A 22,492-nucleotide genomic window follows, 5' to 3' on the forward strand; every position below is an offset into this window, starting at 1 on the left:
CGACTACCCTTTCTCTGCCAAATAAAACGCACGGGAATGAGAAATTCTCTCTGTACCCGTGCGTTTTTTTGATTGTTAACCCAGGTCACTCTGCCTGATCCCCCAGCCTCGCCCGCATCTGCGCATAGGCTTCCGGGGTGCCGACATCCTCTATCGTGCCCTCCGTATAGTAGGCCCGCATCTCCTGGCGGGAATGCAGCCATTCGGGAAAATAAGTCGGCGCATCCGGGTTGCCCCCCTCAGCCAGATAACGGGAGAACAGCGGCAGCGTAGACCGTTTGTAGATGTACAGCGCGAATACGCCAATGTTCGAGCGGGGCGCCTGCGGCTTTTCCTCGAGGGACAAGACCCGATTCTGCGCATCCAGCTCCGCCACACCGATACTGCGCAGCTCTGCCGGATCATTTACCGTCCGCACCAGAATGCAGTCGGTATCCACCTTGTGAAAATAGTCCAAATACCCCGCAAGGTCAAAGCCCAGCACATTATCTCCTGCCAGCACCAGAAGATCCTCCTGTGGCTTCTCCCGCTCCAGCACGAACTGGATATCGCCAATCGCGCCTAGCCGCCCCTCAGGAGAAGAAGTGCCATCGTTCAGAACGCGAACCGGCTTCATGCCCTTATACTGCTGCTGCCACTGTTCAAAAGCCTGGAAGAAGCGGTCATTCGTCACAATGAGAATCTCCGAGATCTCCTCCAGCACCTCCAGACGGGCGGCCAGCAGATCCAGAATCGTCCGGCTTCCTTGAACCGGGAGCAGCGGCTTGGGCGTGTCTAGCGTTAATGGATACAGGCGGGTCGCATACCCCGCAGCCAAGATTAATGCAATCATCCCTTGCTCTCTCCTCTGCCTGGCTCCGGTGCGGTAAACAAGGATCGGGCCAGCATAGCCATGGTTTGTTTGTATACGGTATGGGCGGCATCGGCATCGCCAAGGAACCCGCCCATATACAGGTGAATTACACCGTGCAGCGATGACCAGATGGCGGCGACAAGTGCCCCGGTCTCTTCCTGGTCCGAAATAAGTCCCTGCTGCTGGGCAGTAATGATTAGAACATGTAATTGGCGTATGGCGGTTAGCGTTCCCTGCATACTCTCCGCATCCGGCTTGAACTCGGCAAAGGCTCCTCCGAACATCAGCTTGTAGTAGCTGCTGTGCTCCTGTCCAAACTGCCAGAAGGCTTCGCCTAGATCCAGCAGATGGTGCAAGAGATCAGATGAAACCGGCACCTCTTCAAAACGCTGGGCCAGCAACTTGCAGCCCTCCAGATATAATTGCTGGGCCAAACCCTCTTTATTGACGAACAAACTATAGATAATTTTGGTTGAACAGCCCATCTTTTGCGATACTTTACGCACCGTAACGGCCTCTGGCCCCTCTTCCTGCAGAATGGCTGCGGCGGCATCCACCACCAGCTTACGGAGATTCTCCGTATTTTGCAGACGGGCTTCCTGATAGGTTTTTAAGGTACGGCCCGTGGACGGCGAGGACTTGTCTTCGTTATGGATAGGAATCACCTTCATTCGGTTATCAATGTTGTTGACCAGCAACAGGGTTGCCGGGTTCTAACAGGAATTCTAAACATTCGAACATAGGATGTCAATTGAACCCTTACGCGAAAAAAACAGATTGACACAGAGGCGTACTTTTGGTTACTATGATTCACATTGGAAACGATGTTTCCAAAACAAAACATCGTACCAGAAGGAGAATAAAACATGAATATTGCAGGGAAATGGTCATTAATCACCGGGGCCTCTTCGGGAATCGGCGAACAGTTCGCCAGACAACTCGCCAAGAAAGGCAGCCATCTGGTGCTTGTAGCCAGATCCAAAGACAAAATGGATGTGCTCGCAGCCGAATTGACCCGAAGCCATGGAATTCAGTGCCGGGTGATTCCCCAGGATCTGTCGCTTCAAGGTGCTGCCGGAGAGCTGTATCAGACCTGCCAGCAGTTAGGCCTGAGCATCGATCTGCTGGTGAACAATGCAGGATTCGCCACTCATGGCCTGTTCGAGCAGGTCTCCGGCGATCGCCAGCATGAAGAGGTCATGCTGAACGTATCTGCTGTAGTGGATATGACTCATCTATTCCTGCCTGGGATGCTCCACAGAGGAGCAGGCGCTGTGATCAATGTATCGTCTACCGCAGGCTTTCAGCCGCTGCCTTATATGGCGGTCTACGGGGCGACCAAAGCTTTTGTCTTATCCTTCACCGATGCCCTCTACTGGGAAAATCGTGACCGCGGCGTGCAATTCTTCACCCTGTGTCCAGGCTCAACGGAGACGGATTTCTTCAACGTGGTAGGAACGGAGGATGCCTCAGTCGGCGGCGCGAAGGACTCACCGGAGCGTGTAGTGGCCCTTACACTGCGCGCTATGGCCAGAGGGAAACAGTACGTTGTCCCCGGATTCCGCAACTACCTCGGTGCCCAGATCTCCCGGTTCATGACGGGGCTGTCCCAAAAGTAGATACTCTACTGGTGGGGAAAAATCCCATGCCTTCTTAAAAGATTAATTTGTAAGAAAGGGAGCGATTCTCCGTTATTGGAGGATCGCTCCCTTGCGTTTCTGGTCATTCGCTGCTTGCTTCAGCAGGTTGTGAGCAAGCGAAAGCCAACCGACCTCTAGCGTCACTTTTTCCATGCCGCGAAGCAGAAAGCGCCGGAAGCCCCGGTTATTCTTTAATTGTCCAAATACACTTTCCGGCTCCGTCATTCGACGTACGGCCAATAGATAGCCTTCCTCGCTTCGGAGGATTTCTTTCGCCTGTTTCTGGTATCTAAGCCGCTCCAAACTGACTGCGATTTCCCGGTTTCCGCTTCCCTTCGTGCAGTTTTCTTTTAGCGGACAACCTCCGCAGCTTTGACTTTGGTAATGACGCTTCTTAATTTCGTATCCACTCTCTGTGGTTTCCTTGCTCTCTCGTTGGAAATGCAGCGGGTGTCCAGCTAAACACGTCCAGCGATCCTCGGATCCGTCGTAGGTCCAGTTTTCGATTTTTCCGACGTCGGATTTCCAGGCTTTGCTCTTTTCTTTGTGGTAGGTGCTGTATTTCACGACGGCCTGTATCTCGCTCTTTTCCAGATAGGCGTAGTTTTCTTCACTTCCATAGCCGGCATCTGCAATGACCGTCTTTGGAAGTTTCCCGAGGAATTGCTTTGTTTTTGCCAGATGTGGTTCTAAACAGCGGGTGTCACCCGGTCTTTGATGTATACTGTAGGTTAAAATAAATTGGTTTTCGGTCCCGATCTGTAGATTATAACCTGGTTTCAGTTGGCCATTTCGCATGTGATCTTCTTTCATCCGCATAAACGTTGCCTCTGGGTCGGTCTTGCTGAAACTGTTCCGGTCCCCAAGCAGCTTTTGATATTGTTCGTACTTCTGCAGTCGAGGGAGCAAATCCTTACGCAACGTCCGAACCGTCTTGTTTAGGGGCTTGTCTTTCGGTTTTTCGGCAAGCTGAGCTTCAAGCTTTTGCACGGCTTGTTCGAGTTTCTCACTGTCCATTTCCGAACCCGTGCTGAGTTCAGCCAGATCTTTGCCCTGGTTCTCTTGTTCTTCCTGCTCTTCCGCTGCTTCAATGTCAGCGAATAGGGCCTGCACCTTATCTTGCAGTTTCGCTTTGTGTTTGCTGACCGCTTTGCTCCAGACAAAGGTGTAGCGATTGGCATTCGCCTCGATCTTAGTTCCGTCCACAAAATAATGCTCCAGAGACACGTATTTTTCGTTAGCCAGAAACTGAAGCACGGCGGTAAATACCGTTTCGAGGACATTTCTCATCCGCTGGGAACGGAAGCGATTCAGCGTGCGGAAGTCGGGTCGCTGCCGTCCGGCCAGCCACATGAAGGGAATGTTCTCCCGGACCGCTTTGGCGATTTGGCGAGACGAATAGATTCGCTGAGTGTAAGCGTAGATGATGACTTTGGTGAGCATTTTAGGATGGTAGCTGTCACGGCCGCCGCCGGGATAGGCCGCGTCAAAAATGGCATTGTCCAGCCGATTGACGGCGGCATTCACGACGCGAACGAGGTGATTTTCCGGGATATCTTCTTCCAGATCCATTGGCAAGCAAAGTTGGTCCATGGTATATTGAATGTACAAAGAAACCTCTCCTTTGAAATGGTTGTGTGGTAACTCCATTTTAACAAAAGAGAGGTTTCTTTTTTTGAAGAAACTTTTCCCACTTAAACAGCGGAGAGGACGGAACGATTGTGTAAAAGCGGCAGCGGTCGCCTTGGTCTCCGGATTTTCACCGCTAAGGGGAATGAAAAAAATCTGGAGACCACAGCGATTGGAACAACGGTCCGTTCGCGCAGCGTCCACCCAAGTGCTCACGTTGATCCGACTAGAGTAAAGGGCTGGTACAACCCAGCCCCTCCTCATCAAACCGTACGTGAGGTTTTCCCTCATACGGCTTTCCGATGTTTGTCATTCATGGGCATGCAGATTACAATAGCGTTTTTAATCCACACTTATTGGCCATATACTTGACCTCCGGGAATGAGCTCATCCATCTCCTCCGTTGTCTCTTCTTTGCATACCACCGGGTAAATCGCTGCAGAATATACCAATCCAGCTTCGCTAACCTCTTTTGGCTGTAGTTCGTGTAATAGTAATTTCTCCATCCCTGAATCTTTGGGTTGAGCCATTCCACGTGTTCCTCAAACGATTTCCAGCGCATGCCAGGCGGTGCTAATCGGTCTTTGACCACGCCTCGGATGCGTTCCTCTGCCTTCTTCGTTAGCCACTGCTGAGTGGTATAGTACACCTTCCCTTGAGAGGTTTCTGCTTTCGTTTTTCGGTGGTGCATTCCTAAGAAGTCGAAGCCTTCGTCTCCTGTCCACAGACCTACAATGCGGGTTTTGGTCGGATGTAGCGTGAGTTCCAGACGTTCCATAATGTTGCGGATGAGTTCATACGCATGTTCCGCATCCTTTTTGGTTTTACAGACCACAACGAAGTCGTCTGCATACCTCGTCAGTTCTCCCAGCCCACTTCCGTGTTTCTCCCATAACCGGTCAAAGTAGTTCAAATAGATATTCGCCAGCAGTGGCGAGATGACACCACCTTGGGGTGTCCCTAGATCGGAGCGCCGTACCTTTCCTTCTTCCATTACTCCCGCATGAAGCCACTTCCGTATGAGCTTCAGAATCCGTCTGTCATTGATACGCATCTGTACCAATTTCATGAGTTTCTCTTGATTGATATGGTCGAAGTAACCTTGGATATCGACGTCGACTACCCAATTTCCTTTGCGGTTGCAGGCTTTCCGGATTCGCTCCAGCGCTCCTTTGGCACTTCGTTTTGGACGAAATCCGAAGGAGACTTCTTTAAAATCGGCTTCAAAGATGGGTTCAATCACCAGTTTGGTTGCCATTTGTAAGACTCGGTCCCGTACGGTAGGGATGCCTAGTGGTCTTGGCTTCCCATCTTTCTTCGGGATATAGTGCCGCCGTACGGGCTGCGGATGGTAGCTGCCTTCTTTCAATTCTCGCTCACAGCTTTTGAGAAATCTCGTCACTCCTTGTTTCTCGATTTCAACGAGCGTTACGGCATCCACTCCCGCAGCTCCCTTATTCGCTTTCACCCGTTTCCAGGCTTCGCATAGCACATCCCACCGGTAGACTTTGTCGTACAAGGCGTGGAATTTACGCTTGTTGTTCTCCTTGGCCGCATGACCTAGCTTTTCTTGGAGTTCTTGAACTTTTTCCTTGGGTGTCGTTAGCCGTTTGGCATTCACTCACTCGTACCTCCTCCAAAAGCGTAAACAAAGCAGGGCTCCTTCCCTCCCTAAGGTTATGTTGTCCTTAGGTTCTTCGGTACTATAAGCCCCTCGGACTCCCTTCCCACAGACGGTTCACTTCGTCTTCTGGACTTATAGAGCGTCTCTTTACGGGTTCCTAAAAAAAATTTCTTCCGTGTGGGGGAGGGTCTCCCCAGTTCACTGCATTATCTTTCAATCCATGCCGTTCCCATTACGCCGGAGGATTCTTCACTGCTGTTCCAAGTTCTGCACAGTTTCCTTGGCCTTCGTCCATAATAGCGGGACTCGGCTCCCTCTGTTCCCCTTTGCAGGGCCTTTTTGACGACGCGGCAGGATTCACTTGATGTTGCGGCCTGAATTGTTGCTCGCCCGGTCTCTGACCGGTACTTTTGTCGATGCGCTTTTACACACAGATTTCGCCATGTGCAAGCATCCTAGCTACAAAGGTAGCTTGGTCCCTCCTTTGGTTGGACTTTCACCAACTAGATAATGCGTGCCTCTGGGCACGCCTACAAAATAAAGAGCTGTCCCAAGCAGCCATTTCATGGCTTTTGGGACAGCCCCCTGGTCGGCAGCATGCTTCGCCCGGCAAAGCCTAAGCAAGTTTAGTAATGTACGGAACATAATAAACGCAAACGAGCTACACGCCATTGTGTTGGGATGTGGGGGCAAGAGTCTGGTGATTCCAACCATACGGGTCTTGTCCCCTTGTCCATAAAACACCACAATGGTTAATATGGACAGGGGTTCATCATGGGTTTAAGCCTAGCCTTAACATTCTCTGGTTGGGCTTTTGTGCTATACTGGGAGTAGATGCAAGTTAGGTTATCCGGAGGTGATGAGGATGCGATGGGAAGATGTCCGCGAGCAGTTCCCTGATGAGTGGGTGGTCTGTGAGGCGTTAAAGTCTCGTTCGGAAGACGGGTACTGGCTTATTGACGAAGTGGCTCTCATTGATCGTTTCGACGATTCAACGGTTGCCATGAAACGCTACTATGAATTGCATCGTGAACAGCCATACCGGGAGTACGGCTTTTTTCATACATCCCGCGAGGAGCTGAAGCTTCGGGAAAAATGGGCGGGGGTACGCGGGCCAAGATGAGGATTGACGTGAGATACGGGCTGCCTTTTATCGAAGTGATCATTTGTTACCACGGTGAAGAGCTTCATTTGAAGAATGTCTTGCTGGATACAGGCTCGGCAGGAACTATTTTCAACGCTGATGTGGTAGATGCCATCGGGGTTCAAATTGAACCTGGCGACTTTCTGAACAAAATCAGGGGTGTAGGCGGAGTAGAAGTCGTCTATTCCAAGCAGTTTGATTTTGTAAGTACGGGAGAGGTATCTCTGGGAGGGTTTGAAGTAGAAATTGGGGAAATGGACTACGGCATGGAGATTGATGGTATTCTTGGCTTTGACTTTATCCAATCTGCCGGGTTAGTGATTGATTCTAAAGAGTTGATAGTGGCGGCAAAAGAGTGAGCAATTTCAACATCATACAACGCTGAACTTTTGTTGCTATACCTACGCTTAGAGTTACTTAATAGAAGCCCTATCCAATAGGAGGCTTCTATTTTGCTTTGCAATATACTCGGCATTAAAGGAACGTATGTTCTTTGTATGGGAATGGAGATGCGGTAACCTCCCCAAACAACTTCAGCAACACGCTACGCCGAATTATAGCTCTGCACGTTCACGCCTCAGGAAGGCTCTAGAACAACCTCGCCAGACATTCTGCCAGCACCCCATCGTACCTTCTGCTCTCTTCTGCCGTCACTCTCTCACGCAGCGCTTCAAATAACGCCAAGTGATAACAATAGCAGTAATAATGCGAGATGTTATCTCTATCCTCGTACGCTCCAAACCCCTCACTCTGTTCTGCATAGCGGTCTAGTAGATCTTTGACATCAAGCCCATATTGGGCAGCAGCTCTTCAGGATTATTCTCCAAGAAACAGCAATATTCCTCCAGAAGTCCAGTCTGCCCTGAGAGAATCTCAACCATATACAGGTTAGCACGTGCCAATCCTCTGAACTCCTCGGCAATTGCCTCCCCTTCTACCCCTAAATCCTCCATTCAGCCCAGCTCAGCATAGCGGTATACCCTCTCTCTAGCGTCGTCATACTTTTGCTGCTTTTGATAAGCGCTGCCCCGCATCAGATGACTGAACCCGAAATAATAGACAAGCGGACGTTGCATGTCCAAAAGCGGTACCGAAAGCCCTTGATGAATATGCGGTTATTGTCAGCGGGTTGAGCGTAAAGCAAATCAGCACTTTGCAGAGGATTGTTAGCGAGGTTAAAGGAGCTTTTGAGACATAAGTATTCCTGAGGTGATACCATGAATTTACCAAAATGTGTAGGAAATCGGATACGTGAACTCAGAAAGGCCAAAGGATGGACACAAGAGCAACTAGCTGAGGCAGCGTCACTGCACTACAGTTACATATGTGGGCCAAGTTGAACGTTGGCTGGGCGGTTACGTACACCCAGCCTTACATTCTCTAGAGTCACGGCAATCCCAGAACGGTCAGCATAGGGTTACACATCATTGTTCCTCTGGAATATCCACAATAATATAATTTTCCTTCAGTTTAGGTTGAGGAACCTCGGCTTCTTTATAAATAACCTCATTCCAATTCTCCTTATTAATCAAACTATACCCAGTGGAAGTGATATGAGGCATCCAGCGAAAGCTTGCGAATGTCGTAGCTGTAAAATCCGGTAAGGAACCATCCTGCTGCGTAAAAGAGCGGTTGATGAAATAAAGGTTTTCTTGCTTACCAGCCTTGTCGCCAGTGAGAGCTTGCCACTTAAGGTAAGCTGTGTTCTTCGTCAACTGATAGTAACGGATTACATTATTATTAACCTCGATGAACCGGTCCTTTGTAGTCGCCGGAAAATAATATTGGAGACTGGCGGTTTCCAGCGAGGGTTCAAAGTCCTCCTTGAGCTGTGAAACTCTGGGAAGATTAATCGCAGCATTTCTTGCAGTGCTTAACTCGCTGCTCTTCACATCAGCCAACAATTTCGCGCCTGGTTTTGACACAAATGCCGTTTGGGTGTCTGGATTCCAAATTACTGAACCGTCCAACGCTTCGGCAACAAAACGTAAAGGGATCATGGTTTTGCCATTATGAATAAATGGAGCAGCGCTTAAGGAAACGGAGGCTCCATTTTTCAGTGCTGTTCTATTATTTATGGTCAACTGCAGACTCGTGCCGCTCCCCTTCACGGTTACTTGCTTCGTCGCATTATTCCAGGCAAACGTTAACCCGCCTAAGCTTTGGAGTGAAGTCAGGCTAAAAAACACCTGATTCTTCTTGTTAAGAATATCTTTGGCCTCTAAATCGTTATTATTCACAACTACTTGTGTTCCTTGGGGACTCTTGCCTGCTGCAGACGCCGTATGTGCTACTGGTGCCACAAGCGCAGCACATAGAACAATAGATGAACATAGGATCAACTTCCTCATCATACAACCTCCTGAATTTTACATTCTATATATGAGAGACGCAAAAAAATCCAAAAAGTTCCTCGAAAGTACCCTTATAACAATACAGGACCGCCCTATAATACAGGCAGTCCCGTTAATGTCTTATCCGGTCTAGTCCAGCTCAGCCCGCGAGAATAATTCGCGGATGAGCATATCGTCCTCGCAAGCCTGCTTGAAGGCAGTCGCGAAGGCGACAAGCGCATCACCGTCAGATGAATAGGCGCAGAACATACCGGCCTCCGGGTCGAACTGGACAACACCCGCCAGCGCAGGCATCTTTTCCTCCAGGAATACCGCTGCCAGAGATGCCCAATCATATCCATTGCCCTCGAAGCCCTCCTCCTCCCGTGCAGCGAATACCTCTGTCTTATAATTGCCAACGCTCAGAATGACCGACTTGCCGCCGTTATCCTGCTCCACGATAATAAAAGGCTTCAGATCCTCAGCTCCCGCTATTTCTGCTTCCTTCAGCTTCTGAAGCAGTTGTTCCTTCGCCTCATCCGTGAACCGGAGGGTCCCTTCAGTCTCTACAATCCTTCCCTGCCGGATCCGCTCATCCAGCCAGTCCGAGATGAAGCCCGGGGCATATCCGCCTGTGCTGAATTCACCGCCGAACGCGATCATTGTGGAATACACCTCCAGATACTGGTCACGGCTCGTATTCGGGTAAGCGCTGGTATAGAGCCAGAACTGCAGATCATACATCAAGGTGGAGCGTTCGTCCGCATGAAGAGAGAAATGGCCCTTCTCCTCTACGATGGCGGTGCAGATCTTGCGGATGATCCCTTCCATATGGTCCACTTCCGTAACCTTATCGCACAGCTCCTGAAGCAGCGGAGAGAATGGCGCGGACGCTACCTTCTGCAGATCCTCTTGCTTATCCTCCTCCGAGGTATCGTAGACCTCCTCATTCACCAACCCGCGAATGAAAGTCTCAAAATCCGGGGCCAGGAACGTAATCTCATAGTTGCTCTCCTGGTCCACATGAATCACCTCAGGTTCCCCTTCCGGGCCGCAGTGACGGTAATCCAGCATGATGACATCATGTCCGGCAGAAGGACAGTCGCCGAAGACCACGCCGATATCGGGGTAGCCCCACTCCTCAATCATGAAACGGCTGCCCAGCTCCCCGCAGAGGGAATAGAGTTTGTCGCGGCCGATCCCGGCAATTCCCGAAATTGCGACATGATCTGCTGACCAGGAAGTGGGTTCATTCACAGGAAAACACGTATTGAGTGGAACTCCGCCGTTATGTTGCTTCATCATGGCGATGTAAGAGGCCGGCAGCTTATAGCCCAGCTCCTCCTCCACAGAAGCAATCAGCTCCTCACTGGGCAGCGGAGAGACATAAGACTTCAAGGCATAATCACTGTCCTCCCAGAAATCCGCGCAATAGTCGAGGAATGCACCAAGGTCTCTACCGCCACCCTCTCTATTCACCTTCAAGGCCTCCAGCGCTTCGGCGCGTCTTGCCTGCTCTCTTGTCTCACGCCGGGCGCCTTCCCGGCTCCACTCCAGCATTCTTGCGGTATCCCCGTCTCCCGGCTCCAGCTCCTCTGCACGTTCAAAGGCATGAATAGCCTGCTCATACTGCTTCAGATGATAGTAAGAATACCCTATGCGGAATTGCCACAGCGGATCATCTTCGCCTTCCTTGGAGATGCTGAGCAGCTGCTCCAGCGCCTCCCTATATTCACCCAGATTATTGTAGGCTCTGCCTAATTGGCCGATACACTCATAATCTCTTGCATCCGGTGGAATCTCCAGAATACGGTCCACAATCTGCTGATATTCATCTTCTTCATGCCAACGCTTCACCTGTTCCAGCAACGCCTCTTCCATGCCTTTAGCCTCCCTAATTGGACACTGCAAAACAAGCCTGTCCCCTATTCCGAAGGACTGCTTCTTGTCAGTATATTCGCTATTACCCATTCACCGGATAATCAGGAGATTAAACAGGTCTCCGGCTACGAAGGCTGACCCCCCAGCTCAAAAAAGAGACTGCCCAGCGTTGCGCAAAGCATAGAAATTCTTAACTTCGAACAAACAGCCGGGAATCCATCCTCCCGGCTGTTCAGCTTCAATTCTATTCCATTCCGCCCGCCTGTCTGCGGCATTGCACTGCCTGCTACCCCTGCTTAATCGGCGCTGCGAGAATCATTTTCCCGCGCGGGGTCTCTCCCGCACCATCCGGCTCCAGCGTAACGGCTATGGTATCATAGGCCTTCGGGTCAAAGGAATAATACAGTGCCCCGTTCCCGTCCTGCGAGATGAAGGTGCCCGCATTCACCGGCTTGTCCCCTTTGATCAGCCATACCTGATAGACCTCGGTGCCGGTAAGCTCCGGCAGATCTTCTGCCTGAAGCACCAGGTGGGTGCCAGCAGGGTCTGCGACAATGGTTGCTGTGCCCTTGGCGGTAATCCCTTCTCCCGCCGGACTAAGCGCTACCGCCTCATTCACCTTAAGCCCCTGGAGCGGTCCGGTGCCGGAGGCCAGCTGCTCCTTCAGCTCAGACACATTCCCGCGCAGCTGGCCGGTGTAGACGACCAGGAGCAGCACAGCCACAGCCAGTCCAAGGCTCAGGTACCCCCAGAAGCGGGTTCTCTTGGGCTCCGGGATGCTTAACTGGGGCATGCCCTGCTCCTGCTCTGCTGGAGGAGTCCTCGCTGGCTCATGCTCCGCAGCCCGCTCTGCATCAGGCTGGATATTCAAGCGGGTCTCCGGCCGGGCTGCCGGTGCACCCGCATTCCCGGACTCGAGCACCCGTGACAGGATGCGCTCCTTCATCCCGGAGGGCGGGTCTACCGGCTCAGAGGCAAGCGGAAGATGGTCCAGTACCTGACGGTATTCCTCCACCAGCTCCCTGCATTCCGCGCATTCTGCCACATGGGCAGCGAATTGCTGCATTTCTTCTGCAGTCAGCGCGCCCAGCGTATATAATTCGGCCAATTCACAGAGTTCCTCATTGTGTTCACTCATGCGCATGATCCCTCCTTCCCCAGTGCCGTAACGATTTGTGAAGCTGCTTCATCGCCAGCCGGACTCTTCCCTTGACCGTGCCCAGCGGGATAGCCGCAAGCTGCGCTACCTCCTGCTGGGTGTAGCCCTGGTAATAGATCATATCCATTACCTGCTGCTGGTCGCGGCTTAATCCCAGCAGCGCCTCTCTGATCTCTTCCCCCGCCATCTGCAGCTCAACGAGATCCTCAGTAAGCGCGCTATGGTCCTGAACCTGCTCCAGATTCCCGGATTCGCCGGATTGACGCGGCAGCCTGGCGTCCCGCTTGCGGAGATAATCGATCGCCAGATTGCGGGTCACTGCGAACATCCAGGTGAGCAGCTTGCCCTTGCCGAAGTCAATCTGCCCTGCATTCTTCCACAGGCGCAGGAACAGCTCCTGCATAACCTCCTCGGCAGCCATCGAATCCTTCACGATCTGGTAAGCAAAGCTATAGATGACCCGTTCATACCGGTCATAGAGCAGTTCGAGGGCATTCGAGTCTTTCTGTGCAATAAGCAGAATTAACTGCTTATCGTCAGCTGTGTCATTCAATTGCCATCCCCCATTCAACAGAAAATATAGTAGTGCCAGTGGTTCAATGCTGAAAAACCTGCGTCCACTGAGTATAACCGCTTTGCACAACTGTCTCAACCTGCCGGCCTGGCTGCTGCAAGCATCCGGCAGCCGTTATTGAAGCCCCGCCCGCTTCCATATATGATAGCTATATCATATCCGCAAAGGGAGGATCATTTCCGTGGCCGTACTGATTAATGAACAGATTAAGGCAGCCGAGGTAGAGTTGACCGGGCTGAAGGGCGAGAAGCTCGGCACCGTATCCAGAAGCGAGGCGCTGTCCAAGGCCAGAGCCGCAGGGGCCGACCTGGTCTGCACCTCGCTGATGAGCAGCCCGCCGCCCTGCAGCCTGGTTGCCAAGGGCAAAGGCAAAGCGGCTGCGCAAGCTGTCCGCAAGGGCGATACCAGCCGTCCGCAAGGCGGCGGCAGTAATGAGAAGGTGAAAGAGCTGCGCTTCACCGCCCATATTGAAGAGCATGACTACGACACGAAGCTGCGTCAGGCGGACAAGCATCTGCGCTCCGGCAAGCCGGTGCAGCTCGTCGTGAAGTCCTCCGGCGCCAAGGAGGCCGCCGCTGCGAAGGCAGTGCTGGAGCGGCTCGTGGCCGATCTGAAGGAAGCCGGAACCAAGGCCTCCGGCCTGCAGACCAGCGGCAAGGGCGCACAGGTTAGAGTTAATCCGCGGACGTAAGTTGTCTTATCTAGGCACACTTATGCCTGAATTGTGTGCGGGTTCAGAACTGGTTGCACTCTACTTCTGTTGCACTTTGTACATTAGCTGACCCCGAAATTGTTCTAAAAATCGAATCTGTTGCACTCTGTACAGCAGAATCGGGAAAAATCAGGGCCCACGGGCAGAATTCACGAAAGCCATTGTATGAAATACAACAGATGTTTATTTAGCTCAGCAAAGTGCGAATTCTATTGCAGAAAATACAATCAGTCTACAAAACTGCTGCAATCCTGCATAAGACAGCGATAGGAGTCCTGCTCATGCACAACAGGTGCCATCCTATAAGGACGGCACCTGTTATTAAAATACGGCAAAGCAAGCTGTAATCTCTAATCTTCCGATCTTCTTCCGATTATATATTACGCGCATCCTTCACGCATAACCCTCTTCAGTTCATCGCCCGCCTGCTCAGCCCATGGTCACTTCCCACCTTTAAGCCGCTCCACAAACCACTCCTTCCTCAGCACATGCAGCAGCTCCCCATTGCAGTCCTCATAATCGCCGGTCAATCCGGCCAGCTCCTGCTCCATCCGGAAGCCCAGCTTCTGGATTACCCCGAGCGATGCGGTATTGAGCGGATCTGCCTTGGCATATAACTGCTCCAACCCGATCACATCGAAGACGTAGTCCGCCAGCGCCGCAGCAGCTTCGGTGGCATAGCCCCGGCCCCAGTGTTCACGCCCGATCAGATAATACAGCTCCGCATCCGGCGCCCTGAACTCCAGCACGCCGACCCCGCACCAGCCGATCAGCTGGCCGGTGGCCTTATCGCAGACGGCGAACGAATACTTGAACGGCAGCTCGAACGGCGTATGATAGCTGAACATCAGCCAGCGGAACATCCCCTCATACTCATGCATGGACATGACCTCCATATGCATGAAGGCCAGCACCTCCGGGTTCTGCATTAGCTCGAACGAAGCCATCAGATCACTTTCCATATAGGGACGGATGATTAACCGTTCTGTTTCGAGCTTCATCCTGGACAGTACCGGATTCATAATACGCATAACCTCACCTTCAAGTTCTATCTGCCCCCAGCATAGTTCAGGCACAGGATCGTCCACAAGGTAAAAGATAGTTTAATCCGTTTGCCCCCTGCCGTTATTCCACAGCGTACGGAAGGACGGGCAGTCCCGGATCAGGGAATCGAAATCCCCTTCCCCCGCCAGTCTGCCTTGCTCCATGACCAGAATCTGGTCCACGCCGCTGATGAAATTCAGCCGGTGCGCGATAATAATGACCGTCTTATGCCTGAACTCCGCGAACACCGTCTCCATCAGGCTGCGCTCCGTAATATTATCCAGTGCCGATACCGGCTCATCGAGGATGATCAGATTCCGCTTCTGCAGGATCGCCCGGGCAAAAGCCAGCCGCTGCCGTTCCCCGCCCGACAGCTTCAGCCCGCGCTCCCCAACCCGCGTCTCCAGCTTCTCCGGCAGCTCCAGTACCTTCTCCTTCAGATGAACCTTGTCCAGCACCGCATACAGCTCTTCATCCGGGACCTGCTGCTCGAAGACCATATTGCCCCGGATGGTAGTGTCGAAGATCGGACTGTCCTGCGACAGATACGAGATGTGATCATAGTAGCTGTCCAGACACAGCTCGTCGATATCCGTGCCGTCGACCAGCAGCTGTCCGCCGCTTTTTTTGAGCAGGCCTGTAATCAGCTTAATGACTGTTGACTTCCCGCTGCCGCTTAGGCCGACCAGAGCCACTGAGGTTCCGGGCGCTACTGAGAAGGACAGCCGGTCCAGCACCTGCACCTCTCCGTAGCTGAACGATACGTCCTTGAATTCGATGCTGCCCTGTAGCTGTGCAAGCGCCTTGCCCTGTTCCAGATTCCGGTCCTCCGGGGCATTCAGGAATGCCTCGAACCGCTGATAGGTCACCCTGTTCAGCTTATAGCCGACGAATAATACGTTGAAGATGGCGATTGGCGTATAGATTTTCTCAATGAACATGAACAGCGCGACCATGACCCCGACAGAAGCCTGACCGGAGACCACACTCTTCACGCCGTACAACAGCACAATCACCTTAATGACCGTAATGAATAATTCGAATAAGGCGAAGAAGGATTCATGAATCATCTGCAGCTTCGCGCTCTGCCTGATAATCTGCTGTGCCGCCTTGTTCAGTCTGCCGATCTCCTGCGCGTACTTCTTGTTGGTGCGGAAGACGACCAGCTCCATGAAGCCGCGGACCCCGTACCGGGACATGGCCTCCTGCTGCATAAGCACCGATTCCTTGATCCGGTAGAGAACTTTGAGCAGAACATTCGTTAACAGGAAGATGACCACGTACCCGCCCGCAATCACCAGCATAATTCTGAGGTCATAGTAGCTGATGAAGAGCAGGCTGAAGAGAATGGTGGGCAGCAGCTCATGCAGCGTCTTCAGGATAAAAGAGAACAGAATGCTGTTCCCGGCCGCCGCGCCGTTCTCAATCACCTTGATCATCTGGCCTGTGCCCATGTTCTGATAGGCGGAATAATCCATTCTGGAGATTTTGGACAAGGCCATAATCTTCAGTCTTTCTGTGATGCTGTTCGATAGATAGGCGCTGGGATATTCATCCGCATAATTCAGCAGGACATTCAGGCCGAGCAGCATCCCGTAGAAGACAACCCCGTAGAGGATTTCACGGAAGCCCGTTCCCGCCACCGCCTGATCCAGAATCCGCTGAAAGACAACAATGCCCAAGCTGCTTAAGAGCTGAATGGCGAAGCCTAGACCTATATACAGAGCGGCCCACCCTCTGAGGTGGACAAGACATTTTTTTAACATGATCACAATCTCCAATCTTATTCATAAGAATATGGCAAAAAAGCCGGGAACTCTCCTCGCCACTCCGCGCCAAAGACTCCTGCCCCGGCAGTATAGTCTTCAAGCGGAATAACTCAGTGTCCCGGCTCATAAAGAATGACCTTCCAGGCACCGTACAAGAATCCAGTTAGCTGTGACCAAGAGGACAGACCTCCCCCTTGGTGGCTGGTACGCGTTCTACCCAGCCCGATAACTAGTTCCTTGCGACGGTACGGAATGGCATCCATTTCACCTCTTTGATAAGATTGACTTTCATTGTAAGCTTCGGCCAGACCGGCCGTCAAGCCCTAGTGCTTAGTCTCTTTTGCCGCATCCGAATCCCTATCTGGACTGGCATCTGAAGCGGAATCCGCTTCGGCAGCTTCTTCTGCATCCTCGCTATCCTCGCTATCCTCATCCGCAGCGGCCAGCGCCGCCTTCTCACTGCGGCTCCATTCCAGGAATTCGAGGGTATCCTGATCCTCAGGGTCCAGCTTGTTCGCCTTCTTGAACGCCTTAATCGCCTGATCGTACTCGTCCAGATAATAGTGGGCGTAGCCGACGCGGAAATGCCAGAGCGGGTCTTTTTTACCCTGTTCCGCTGCCTTGTTGAACCATTTAAGCGCTTCCCGGTAGCGGCCCAGATTGTTGAGTGCCCGGCCCAAATGTACCGCCAGCTCTTCATCGATCAGCGGTGTCGGCACCTCTTTGATGCGGGATACGATTTCTTCATATTCGTCCGCCTCATGCCAAGCGTTCAATTGCGCGATTAATTCTTCTCTCATTACCCATAGCCTCCCGGTTAATAGTTCCAAGTTCTCTTAGAGATACTTTATCATTTTCACACCAAGTTTCCCACTGTTGCCGTGCGCTAGGCCGGGATAATGATCCGGAAGACGGTTCCCTTGCCCTTCTCGCTGGTGACCTCAATACGCCCCTTGAGCTTGTTAATCGTGTTATAGGCCATGACCATTCCGAGCCCTGTCCCGTCTGCCTTGGTGGAGTAATACGGCTTGCCCAGGCGCGAGATCTCATCCTTGGTCATTCCGACACCGGTGTCGCGGATGGTAATGATAATATTCTGTCCGCTCGCGAAGACAGCAATAGACAGGACCGCATCCTCCACCCCATCCATCGCTTCAATCGCATTCTTGTACAGATTAATCAGGCATTGCTGCATCTCATTACTGTCATAATGGGTGCTAAGCGGGTTGTTGAAGCTGAATTCAACCGCAACCTTGTGGATCGTGGCATACGGCAGGATCACATTCTTGGTGTACTCACATTCAGCCATCAGGTTGGAGTAGACCCGGCTCTCCGACTGCGGCTTGGCAAAAGACAGATAATCGCTGATAATCTTCTCCGCCCGGTTCAGCTCCAGCAGTGACAGCTCGACATACCCCTTCTCCTCCGGGGTGAGGTTCTTGGAGAGATTAAGCAGCTGCAGGAAGCCGCTGGTCACGGTTAACGGATTGCGCATCTCATGGGAGACACTGGCCGCCAGCTCACTGACCACATTCAGCCGCTCCGACTGCATAATCCGCTCACGGTTCCTGAGATTCGCCAGAATCTGCTCCATGAGGATCATTAGGATCGCCATGACCACCGCATGCGTAGTTAAAGCATAGAAGGCAAGCGTCCAGAACTGGGTGTCCAGCTTATCCATGATCTGGCCCAGAATGATCAGATAACAGCCCATCGTCAGGACCGCGATAGAGGTAGCCCACAAGATCCGTCCCTTGGGCTTAGAACGGAGAAATCTGGCGCTTATGGAAGGAACCAGAATGAGGACTGCTGTCGAAAAAAGTAAAGATTGGACGGTTCCCTCACCGCCTATGTAGAAACGGTACACATTCAGAATCACATATAAGGGCAGGGTATGTTTGTACCCTCCATACAAGGCCGCAATCACAAACGGAACATACCGCAAGTCAAAGATGAACCCGGTCTCCAGCCGGATCGGCTTGGCGATACACAGGATCATGGTAGCGGCGATGAGCAGTACAAGAATCTTATGATTGTAGGCGTGGGGCCTATTTTCGAAGAAAATCAGAAATATCAGCACCGGAAACAGCATAAACAAAAAATTGAGCAGCAGCGTCTCAAACAAGGCTAACTTCCTTTCGGTTCTAATGCTGGTGTCAAGAGATACGTTTGTATTCTGAGCACTATACTTAGAACATTACGCTAACCTGATATTAGAAGTAAAGGAATTATTGTATGCGTTTTTTCTCCCGGAATTCAAGGAACCCCGCGAGAAGTGTCGAATACGTATGCTTTGAAGGCATGATGCACAGCATTGCATAACTACAGCAACCGAAGGAGCGGGTATCGATGGCTTTTACCATTAATAATCTGAAGGACAATTCCAACGTAATCATTAAAGAGCAGCTAGGCGGCTTCAGCATCATCGAATACAAAGAGGATCTCAGCACCACTACCCGGTATGAAGCAGAGACCAACTTCTTCATGAGTAAGAGCAATATGCGCAACAAGCAGCTGATGATTGAGCTGAATAACAATGAGGTGATGCTGAGCGCCGGAGCCATGCAGTATATGATCGGCAATATCGAGATGACCTCCGGCATCAAAGGCGTAGGAGGACTGATGCGTAATATGCTATCCGGGGCGGCAACCGGAACCAGTGCAGTCAAGCCGCTCTACAAGGGAACCGGAACCATCCTGCTGGAGACCACCTACAAATACCTCTGGCTGATTGATGTGGACAACGACCATATCGTAATCGATGACGGCATGTTCCTCGCTTGTGAGACTACGCTTGATATCTCCGTTGCGGCACGCAAGAACATCTCCTCTGCCGTCCTCGGCGGTGAAGGGCTGTTCAACCTGAGCGCGCGCGGCAAAGGGATTCTTGCCCTCGAAGCTCCCATTCCTTCAGAGGAGGCTGTCGTGGTCGAGCTGCAGAATGATGTGCTGAAGGTGGACGGGAACTTCGCCCTCATGTGGTCCAACTCTCTGGACTTCACGGTCGAGAAGTCAGGCAAGACCCGTCTGGGCTCCGCCGCCTCAGGCGAAGGCCTGGTCAACGTGTACCGGGGAACCGGTATGGTCTGGCTGGCCCCGCTCATGAATTACAGAAACAGCCTGCTTCAGGGTACGCCTACTTCATAATGATGCTGGGGTATCGTCCCACCCGCATGAACCCAATCGAAAGGAGGCCCTGTCTTTATGTCCATTCAAGCTGTGCTGTTTGATTTCGATGGAACTCTGGCAGACACCCTGCCGTTATCCTTTCGTGCCTTCCAGGCTGTATTTAAGCAATACGACCAGAGAGAAGTCACCCGCGATGAGCTTGTCGCGATGTTCGGTCCCACTGAGGAAGGCATCATCGGCGGAAATTTCACAGATCCGGCTTCGGTTCCACAAGCAATAGAGGATTATTATTCAATATATAAGCAGGGGCATTTCGAAGAATTCCAGAATAATGAGCACATCCTTGGATTACTTCAAGCCTTGAAGGCTCAGAGAATGAAGCTTGGAGTCATTACCGGTAAAAGCAGACGGGCCTATCAGATATCGGCCGGAGCGCTGGATCTGGAGCATTTCTTCGATCTCTCGATTACCGGCGATGATGTGGCGAAGCCAAAACCTGATCCCGAAGGTATACATTCGGCATTGCGAACACTGGGCATTGAACCCTCCCAGGCCATATTCGTAGGGGACAGCAATGCGGATATTCTCGCAGGCAAGGCTGCCGGAATGCAGACCTACGCTGTCCGCTGGCTACCCACCTTCCAGAGTCAGGCCTATGATCTTGCGCCAGACGGTATTCTGGAGAATGTTGCCGAGTTCCAGCGGCTTCTCCAATTGAATAACATTATACCAATGACCTACCATTCCAAGCAGCAGGCAGCGGACATTAAGGCGTTGGAGCAGCAGTGCAGCCAAGCCGATTCTATCCAATTAAGCTCAGATCTAGAGCATCTCGTCAAGGAAGACGGCGACCATGCCCTGCTCTGCTACCGCGAAGATCAGCTCATTGGCCTGCTTAGCTGGTTCGCTGCGGACAGTGATTATGCGCAGATCAATGCCATGGTCCATCCGGATTACCGCCGGCAAGGTGTGTTCCGCAGCCTTGTGAAACGTGCCAGAGCAGACATTGAGCCTCTAGGCGTACACCTGCTCAGCTACAAAATCCCCGCCAGCTCACAGACAGGACTATTGGCGGCGCAGGCCCTGGGCGGGGATTTTGACCGGTCAGAATACGCCATGTCGTACGCCGGTATGAATTCCGCCAGCCCGCTTCCTTCAGAGCTAATCCTGCTTCCCGCTGCGCCTGAGGATTTCGAATTCATGGTCTCCTGCTCCTCCCAGGCCTTCGGAGAATCGGAAGACGATACGCGCAAGTACTTCACACAGACGGATGAGCCAGAGCGGATAACGTATATCGCTTGGACAGGGAGTGAACGAATCGGCCTGATCCGGGTCAACTATATCAATGAGGATACGGCTTTTATTCATAATTTCTGTATCCTGCCTTCCCATCAGGGGAAGGGGGTTGGGGAAAAGGTACTAAGACAGGCCGTCGGTATCCTGTTACAGAAACCTTACCCGGTTATTCGCCTAAGTGTTGTCACCGGGAATGTCCGGGCGCTGAATCTCTATCTCCGTGCCGGATTCAAGATTCATTCAGAGTATAAATATTACAGCGGCAGCCTGTACCTTGAACCGTAATTGCAGCTTTAACTACAGTCAGCACATGCCAAAAAAGATCCTCTTTCTGATTAAGAAAGGGGATCTCTTGGTATGCGGCATAAAAATCTTAGAGCGCATGCTACGACTTCTGCTTACCTGCCAGCTGCTCCTGGGCAAGACGGACCATCTCACGAACCATGGAACCTCCGATGCGGCCGCCAATTTGTCCCGCCGATTCGGTCGTCAGCTTACCGTTATTACCGGCCTGCAGCGGGATGCCCAGTTCCTTCGCCACCTCGTATTTCACATCGTCCGGGTGATTCGGATCTACGTGATATCCTTCCTGCCGCATAACCTCCGCTTTGAACGTCTGCATTCCCTGGGCGGACCCTGGTACAGCATATTTTCTGCTTCTTCTCGCCATTTAAGGACACACTCCCTTGCTGTCTTTCCTCTAAGTTGCCCAGGAGTGTGGGCCTTCATTCCCTGTCGTCCTTTAAGACTGCATCCCGTCCTCAATCCGCTGCATGAATTCTTCCACCGCGCTGTAGCCCAGCTGCTTGAGATACCAGTTGTTCGCAGCCGCTTCAATCAGACCGGCTACATCGCGGCCCGGCTGAAGCTGGACCTCGATATGCGGGATTTGCACCCCGAGATATTCGGTGAACTGGGGCACCAGCTCCAGCTCATTGTTGAGCGAATTCTCCTGCCAGGGGGCAAGCTCGATATCGAGCACGATCCGCGTCTCATCCTGGAACGCCCGCCGCCCATACTGCCGTACGACGTTGATCAGGCCGATGCTGCGCAGCGCCAGGAATTCACGTGTGGTCTCATTATGAGTCCCGAGGAGCGTCGCCGGACCCAGCTTCTTCAGCACCACAATATCATCAGCCACGAAGCGGTGGCCCCTGCGGATCAGCGTATGCGCCGTCTCGCTCTTGCCGATCCCCGACTTGCCCCGCAGCAGAATCCCTATTCCCGATACGTTAACGCATACCCCGTGGATAGACAGCTCGGGCGCCAGCGTCTTCACCAGGAAGCTGTCCAGCTTGGCGATGAACTCGGTGGTCACCTCCGGCGTCCGCAGCAGCGGAATGCCTTCCTGGTCACAGAACAGCGTCAGGTAAGGAATCTCCTGCTGGCCGCTGGTCACGATGAAGCAGGGCGGATGGTATTTGACAATGTTGCCAATATGCAGCATCCGCTCCTCTACACTCAGCGTTAACAGGTAGTTGATCTCTTTACGTCCAAGGACCTGCACCCGCTCCATCGGAAAAAAATCAAAATAACCGACAAACTCCAGACCCGGTCTGTGCGTCCTTGGACGGGTGATGTTCCGGTCCATCCGGCCCGCTCCGGCGAGCACCTCCAGATGGAATTTCTCTACAAGACTCTGCACGCTAATAGATTTCATGAGATCCCCTCCCAATCCAATATTTTCCGATAGATTTATCTAAAA

Annotated in this window: 21 protein-coding genes and 1 pseudogene; 7 read left to right on the top strand and 15 right to left on the bottom strand. The window is 52.2% G+C overall.

The features are described from left to right. Positions 1-85 precede the first annotated feature (85 nt). Both MKY86_RS30505 and MKY86_RS30510 read right to left on the bottom strand, forming a co-directional pair. Positions 86-832 (bottom strand): nucleotidyltransferase family protein, encoded by a 747-nt coding sequence (locus tag MKY86_RS30505; protein WP_076081319.1) that lies wholly within the window; start codon positions 830-832, stop codon positions 86-88. Further along, complete coding sequence (locus MKY86_RS30510; protein WP_340827680.1) at positions 829-1,524, bottom strand: TetR/AcrR family transcriptional regulator; 696 nt, start codon at positions 1,522-1,524, stop codon at positions 829-831. The genes MKY86_RS30505 and MKY86_RS30510 overlap by 4 nt, the downstream gene beginning before the upstream one ends. A 195-nt stretch (positions 1,525-1,719) precedes the next feature. Between MKY86_RS30510 and MKY86_RS30515 the strand changes: the two genes are divergently transcribed. Continuing rightward, positions 1,720-2,472, top strand: a complete 753-nt coding sequence (locus MKY86_RS30515) for an SDR family NAD(P)-dependent oxidoreductase (protein WP_076081316.1) — start codon at positions 1,720-1,722, stop codon at positions 2,470-2,472. Positions 2,473-2,544: 72 nt separating this feature from the next. Here the strand turns inward: MKY86_RS30515 and MKY86_RS30520 are convergent, their stop codons facing one another. Continuing rightward, positions 2,545-4,104 (bottom strand): IS1182 family transposase, encoded by a 1,560-nt coding sequence (locus tag MKY86_RS30520; RefSeq protein WP_340827681.1) that lies wholly within the window; start codon positions 4,102-4,104, stop codon positions 2,545-2,547. 346 nt (positions 4,105-4,450) lie between these two features. Beyond that, positions 4,451-5,743, bottom strand: coding sequence for a group II intron reverse transcriptase/maturase (ltrA, locus tag MKY86_RS30525; RefSeq protein ID WP_340827682.1), 1,293 nt, complete (start codon positions 5,741-5,743; stop codon positions 4,451-4,453). A gap of 868 nt (positions 5,744-6,611) precedes the next feature. On the opposite strand from ltrA, the gene MKY86_RS30530 reads away from it, so the two are divergent. Further along, positions 6,612-6,869 (top strand): hypothetical protein, encoded by a 258-nt coding sequence (locus MKY86_RS30530; RefSeq protein ID WP_076080793.1) that lies wholly within the window; start codon positions 6,612-6,614, stop codon positions 6,867-6,869. A gap of 8 nt (positions 6,870-6,877) precedes the next feature. Then, positions 6,878-7,249 (top strand): retropepsin-like aspartic protease, encoded by a 372-nt coding sequence (locus tag MKY86_RS30535; protein ID WP_340827684.1) that lies wholly within the window; start codon positions 6,878-6,880, stop codon positions 7,247-7,249. A gap of 408 nt (positions 7,250-7,657) precedes the next feature. Here MKY86_RS30535 and MKY86_RS30540 read toward each other — a convergent pair whose 3' ends face one another. Continuing rightward, on the bottom strand, positions 7,658-7,792 hold the full coding sequence (locus MKY86_RS30540; RefSeq protein ID WP_340827685.1) for a hypothetical protein: 135 nt from the start codon (positions 7,790-7,792) through the stop codon (positions 7,658-7,660). Positions 7,793-8,107: 315 nt separating this feature from the next. Between MKY86_RS30540 and MKY86_RS30545 the strand changes: the two are divergent. After that, a pseudogene (locus MKY86_RS30545) lies at positions 8,108-8,221 on the top strand (helix-turn-helix domain-containing protein); the annotation flags it as partial. 93 nt (positions 8,222-8,314) lie between these two features. On the opposite strand, the gene MKY86_RS30550 reads toward MKY86_RS30545, so the two are convergent. The 4 genes from MKY86_RS30550 to MKY86_RS30565 all read right to left on the bottom strand — a co-directional run bounded on the left by MKY86_RS30550 (position 8,315) and on the right by MKY86_RS30565 (position 12,816). Beyond that, positions 8,315-9,241 (bottom strand): stalk domain-containing protein, encoded by a 927-nt coding sequence (locus MKY86_RS30550; RefSeq protein ID WP_076080787.1) that lies wholly within the window; start codon positions 9,239-9,241, stop codon positions 8,315-8,317. Between the two features lie 132 nt (positions 9,242-9,373). Then, entirely contained in the window at positions 9,374-11,104 is a 1,731-nt protein-coding gene (locus MKY86_RS30555) for an Imm51 family immunity protein (RefSeq protein ID WP_076080785.1), read from the bottom strand. A gap of 286 nt (positions 11,105-11,390) precedes the next feature. Further along, entirely contained in the window at positions 11,391-12,242 is an 852-nt protein-coding gene (locus tag MKY86_RS30560; RefSeq protein WP_076080783.1) for an anti-sigma factor, read from the bottom strand. Then, positions 12,235-12,816 (bottom strand): RNA polymerase sigma factor, encoded by a 582-nt coding sequence (locus tag MKY86_RS30565; protein ID WP_076080781.1) that lies wholly within the window; start codon positions 12,814-12,816, stop codon positions 12,235-12,237. Before MKY86_RS30565 ends, MKY86_RS30560 begins: the two co-directional genes overlap by 8 nt. 202 nt (positions 12,817-13,018) lie before the next feature. Between MKY86_RS30565 and infC the strand changes: the two genes are divergently transcribed. After that, complete coding sequence (gene infC / locus MKY86_RS30570; RefSeq protein ID WP_076080779.1) at positions 13,019-13,528, top strand: translation initiation factor IF-3; 510 nt, start codon at positions 13,019-13,021, stop codon at positions 13,526-13,528. A gap of 461 nt (positions 13,529-13,989) precedes the next feature. On the opposite strand, the gene MKY86_RS30575 is transcribed toward infC, so the two are convergent. The 4 genes from MKY86_RS30575 to MKY86_RS30590 form a co-directional block, all read right to left on the bottom strand. Then, positions 13,990-14,580 carry a GNAT family N-acetyltransferase gene (locus MKY86_RS30575; protein WP_340827686.1) on the bottom strand — a complete coding sequence of 197 codons (591 nt, stop codon included), beginning with the start codon at positions 14,578-14,580 and terminating at the stop codon, positions 13,990-13,992. Positions 14,581-14,652: 72 nt separating this feature from the next. Further along, a complete protein-coding gene (locus MKY86_RS30580; protein ID WP_076080777.1) occupies positions 14,653-16,359 on the bottom strand; it encodes an ABC transporter ATP-binding protein in 1,707 nt (568 codons plus the stop codon). A gap of 326 nt (positions 16,360-16,685) precedes the next feature. After that, positions 16,686-17,162 carry a tetratricopeptide repeat protein gene (locus tag MKY86_RS30585; protein WP_076080775.1) on the bottom strand — a complete coding sequence of 159 codons (477 nt, stop codon included), beginning with the start codon at positions 17,160-17,162 and terminating at the stop codon, positions 16,686-16,688. 86 nt (positions 17,163-17,248) lie between these two features. After that, a complete protein-coding gene (locus tag MKY86_RS30590) occupies positions 17,249-18,487 on the bottom strand; it encodes an ATP-binding protein (RefSeq protein WP_076080773.1) in 1,239 nt (412 codons plus the stop codon). 224 nt (positions 18,488-18,711) lie between these two features. Between MKY86_RS30590 and MKY86_RS30595 the strand changes: the two genes are divergently transcribed. Beyond that, positions 18,712-19,509 carry an AIM24 family protein gene (locus MKY86_RS30595; RefSeq protein WP_036722844.1) on the top strand — a complete coding sequence of 266 codons (798 nt, stop codon included), beginning with the start codon at positions 18,712-18,714 and terminating at the stop codon, positions 19,507-19,509. Between the two features lie 57 nt (positions 19,510-19,566). Next, entirely contained in the window at positions 19,567-21,072 is a 1,506-nt protein-coding gene (locus MKY86_RS30600) for a GNAT family N-acetyltransferase (RefSeq protein WP_076080770.1), read from the top strand. 100 nt (positions 21,073-21,172) lie between these two features. On the opposite strand, the gene MKY86_RS30605 is transcribed toward MKY86_RS30600, so the two are convergent. Together MKY86_RS30605 and hprK are read right to left on the bottom strand one after the other, a co-directional pair. Then, a complete protein-coding gene (locus MKY86_RS30605; protein ID WP_036722845.1) occupies positions 21,173-21,457 on the bottom strand; it encodes an alpha/beta-type small acid-soluble spore protein in 285 nt (94 codons plus the stop codon). 72 nt (positions 21,458-21,529) lie between these two features. After that, positions 21,530-22,447, bottom strand: coding sequence for an HPr(Ser) kinase/phosphatase (hprK, locus tag MKY86_RS30610; RefSeq protein WP_076080767.1), 918 nt, complete (start codon positions 22,445-22,447; stop codon positions 21,530-21,532). Positions 22,448-22,492: the final 45 nt, after the last annotated feature.

The sequence above is a fragment of the Paenibacillus sp. FSL R7-0333 genome, from assembly GCF_038000365.1.
GTDB classification, from domain to species: domain Bacteria; phylum Bacillota; class Bacilli; order Paenibacillales; family Paenibacillaceae; genus Paenibacillus_AQ; species Paenibacillus_AQ silagei.

Coding starts and splice junctions, on each gene's coding strand:
- MKY86_RS30560 (WP_076080783.1), bottom strand. CDS start 12,242: ATGAGTGAACACAATGAGGAACTCTGTGAATTGGCCGAATTATATACG.
- MKY86_RS30530 (WP_076080793.1), top strand. CDS start 6,612: ATGCGATGGGAAGATGTCCGCGAGCAGTTCCCTGATGAGTGGGTGGTC.
- MKY86_RS30580 (WP_076080777.1), bottom strand. CDS start 16,359: ATGTTAAAAAAATGTCTTGTCCACCTCAGAGGGTGGGCCGCTCTGTAT.
- MKY86_RS30585 (WP_076080775.1), bottom strand. CDS start 17,162: ATGAGAGAAGAATTAATCGCGCAATTGAACGCTTGGCATGAGGCGGAC.
- MKY86_RS30515 (WP_076081316.1), top strand. CDS start 1,720: ATGAATATTGCAGGGAAATGGTCATTAATCACCGGGGCCTCTTCGGGA.
- MKY86_RS30510 (WP_340827680.1), bottom strand. CDS start 1,524: ATGAAGGTGATTCCTATCCATAACGAAGACAAGTCCTCGCCGTCCACG.
- MKY86_RS30555 (WP_076080785.1), bottom strand. CDS start 11,104: ATGGAAGAGGCGTTGCTGGAACAGGTGAAGCGTTGGCATGAAGAAGAT.
- MKY86_RS30550 (WP_076080787.1), bottom strand. CDS start 9,241: ATGAGGAAGTTGATCCTATGTTCATCTATTGTTCTATGTGCTGCGCTT.
- MKY86_RS30600 (WP_076080770.1), top strand. CDS start 19,567: ATGTCCATTCAAGCTGTGCTGTTTGATTTCGATGGAACTCTGGCAGAC.
- MKY86_RS30505 (WP_076081319.1), bottom strand. CDS start 832: ATGATTGCATTAATCTTGGCTGCGGGGTATGCGACCCGCCTGTATCCA.
- MKY86_RS30605 (WP_036722845.1), bottom strand. CDS start 21,457: ATGGCGAGAAGAAGCAGAAAATATGCTGTACCAGGGTCCGCCCAGGGA.
- hprK (WP_076080767.1), bottom strand. CDS start 22,447: ATGAAATCTATTAGCGTGCAGAGTCTTGTAGAGAAATTCCATCTGGAG.
- MKY86_RS30575 (WP_340827686.1), bottom strand. CDS start 14,580: ATGCGTATTATGAATCCGGTACTGTCCAGGATGAAGCTCGAAACAGAA.
- MKY86_RS30595 (WP_036722844.1), top strand. CDS start 18,712: ATGGCTTTTACCATTAATAATCTGAAGGACAATTCCAACGTAATCATT.